Here is a 3,084-nt window from a genome sequence, read left to right on the forward strand (position 1 = left end):
ATAGAAGAAGTATCATGAAGAACGAGTTCGCTTGAATCATTTGACTTGGTTAAGTCCTCGATCGATTAGTATCAGTCAGCTCCACATGTCACCATGCTTCCACCTCTGACCTATCAACCTGATCATCTTTCAGGGATCTTACTAGCTTGACGCTATGGGAAATCTCATCTTGAGGGGGGCTTCATGCTTAGATGCTTTCAGCACTTATCCCGTCCGCACATAGCTACCCAGCGATGCCTTTGGCAAGACAACTGGTACACCAGCGGTGCGTCCATCCCGGTCCTCTCGTACTAAGGACAGCTCCTCTCAAATTTCCTGCGCCCACGACGGATAGGGACCGAACTGTCTCACGACGTTCTGAACCCAGCTCGCGTACCGCTTTAATGGGCGAACAGCCCAACCCTTGGGACCGACTACAGCCCCAGGATGCGATGAGCCGACATCGAGGTGCCAAACCTCCCCGTCGATGTGGACTCTTGGGGGAGATAAGCCTGTTATCCCCAGGGTAGCTTTTATCCGTTGAGCGATGGCCCTTCCATGCGGAACCACCGGATCACTAAGCCCGACTTTCGTCCCTGCTCGACTTGTAGGTCTCGCAGTCAAGCTCCCTTGTGCCTTTACACTCTGCGAATGATTTCCAACCATTCTGAGGGAACCTTTGGGCGCCTCCGTTACATTTTAGGAGGCGACCGCCCCAGTCAAACTGCCCACCTGACACTGTCTCCCACCCCGATAAGGGGTGCGGGTTAGAATTTCAATACAGCCAGGGTAGTATCCCACCGACGCCTCCACCGAAGCTGGCGCTCCGGCTTCTCAGGCTCCTACCTATCCTGTACAAGCTGTACCAAAATTCAATATCAGGCTACAGTAAAGCTCCATGGGGTCTTTCCGTCCTGTCGCGGGTAACCTGCATCTTCACAGGTACTATAATTTCACCGAGTCTCTCGTTGAGACAGTGCCCAGATCGTTACGCCTTTCGTGCGGGTCGGAACTTACCCGACAAGGAATTTCGCTACCTTAGGACCGTTATAGTTACGGCCGCCGTTTACTGGGGCTTCGATTCAGAGCTTCGCGTGAGCTAACCCCTCCTCTTAACCTTCCAGCACCGGGCAGGCGTCAGCCCCTATACTTCGCCTTGCGGCTTCGCAGAGACCTGTGTTTTTGCTAAACAGTCGCCTGGGCCTATTCACTGCGGCTCATCGAGGCTATGCACCTCAATAAGCACCCCTTCTCCCGAAGTTACGGGGTCATTTTGCCGAGTTCCTTAACGAGAGTTCTCTCGCTCACCTTAGGATTCTCTCCTCGCCTACCTGTGTCGGTTTGCGGTACGGGCACCAATAATCTCGCTAGAGGCTTTTCTTGGCAGTGTGGAATCAGGAACTTCGGTACTATAATTCCCTCGCTGTCACAGCTCAGCCTTCACGAGAAGCGGATTTTCCTACTTCTCAGCCTAACTGCTTAGACGCGCATAACCAGCAGCGCGCTTACCCTATCCTCCTGCGTCCCCCCATCACTCAAACGATTATGTGGTGGTACAGGAATATCAACCTGTTGTCCATCGCCTACGCCTTTCGGCCTCGGCTTAGGTCCCGACTAACCCTGAGCGGACGAGCCTTCCTCAGGAAACCTTAGGCATTCGGTGGATGAGATTCTCACTCATCTTTCGCTACTCATACCGGCATTCTCACTTCTAAGCGCTCCACCAGTCCTTACGGTCCAGCTTCAACGCCCTTAGAACGCTCTCCTACCACTGACACCAACGGTGTCAATCCACAGCTTCGGTGATACGTTTAGCCCCGGTACATTTTCGGCGCAGAGTCACTCGACCAGTGAGCTATTACGCACTCTTTAAATGGTGGCTGCTTCTAAGCCAACATCCTGGTTGTCTAAGCAACTCCACATCCTTTTCCACTTAACGTATACTTTGGGACCTTAGCTGGTGGTCTGGGCTGTTTCCCTTTTGACTACGGATCTTATCACTCGCAGTCTGACTCCCACAGATAAGTCTTTGGCATTCGGAGTTTGTCTGAATTCGGTAACCCGATGAGGGCCCCTAGTCCAAACAGTGCTCTACCTCCAAGACTCTAACAATGTGAGGCTAGCCCTAAAGCTATTTCGGAGAGAACCAGCTATCTCCAAGTTCGATTGGAATTTCTCCGCTACCCACACCTCATCCCCGCACTTTTCAACGTGCGTGGGTTCGGGCCTCCATCCAGTGTTACCTGGACTTCACCCTGGACATGGGTAGATCACCTGGTTTCGGGTCTACGACTACATACTAAAGTACGCCCTATTCAGACTCGCTTTCGCTGCGGCTCCGTCTCTTCAACTTAACCTTGCATGCAATCGTAACTCGCCGGTTCATTCTACAAAAGGCACGCCATTACCCATGAACGGGCTTTGACTACTTGTAGGCACACGGTTTCAGGATCTCTTTCACTCCCCTTCCGGGGTGCTTTTCACCTTTCCCTCACGGTACTGGTTCACTATCGGTCACTAGGGAGTATTTAGCCTTGGGAGATGGTCCTCCCTGCTTCCGACCGGATTTCACGTGTCCGGCCGTACTCAGGATCCACTCAGGAGGGAACGAAGTTTCGACTACAGGGCTTTTACCTTCTATTGCGGACCTTTCCAGGTCGCTTCATCTACCCCGTTCCTTTGTAACTCCATGTTGAGTGTCCTACAACCCCGAAAGGCAAGCCTTTCGGTTTGGGCTGTTCCCGTTTCGCTCGCCGCTACTTAGGGAATCGCGTTTGCTTTCTCTTCCTCCGGGTACTTAGATGTTTCAGTTCCCCGGGTCTGCCTTCAATACCCTATGTATTCAGGTAAAGATACTGCTCCATTACGAGCAGCGGGTTCCCCCATTCGGAAATCTCCGGATCAAAGCTTACTTACAGCTCCCCGAAGCATATCGGTGTTAGTCCCGTCCTTCATCGGCTCCTAGTGCCAAGGCATCCACCGTGCGCCCTTTCTAACTTAACCTAAAAGGTTTTTACTCTAAAATTAGAGAGAAAAACTAAAATGGCGATTACTCGGTTCTTTCTTGGTTACTTCTTCTTACGATTATCTAGTTTTCAAAGAACG

At 51.8% G+C, this 3,084-nt stretch carries 1 rRNA gene; it reads right to left on the reverse strand.

Annotated features, from left to right (window positions below):
* Positions 1–45 precede the first annotated feature (45 nt).
* Positions 46–2,982 (reverse strand): 23S ribosomal RNA (locus IE222_RS26055).
* Positions 2,983–3,084 lie beyond the last annotated feature (102 nt).

The sequence above is a fragment of the Neobacillus kokaensis genome, from assembly GCF_014656545.1.
Taxonomy (GTDB): Bacteria; Bacillota; Bacilli; order Bacillales; family Cytobacillaceae; genus Neobacillus; species Neobacillus kokaensis.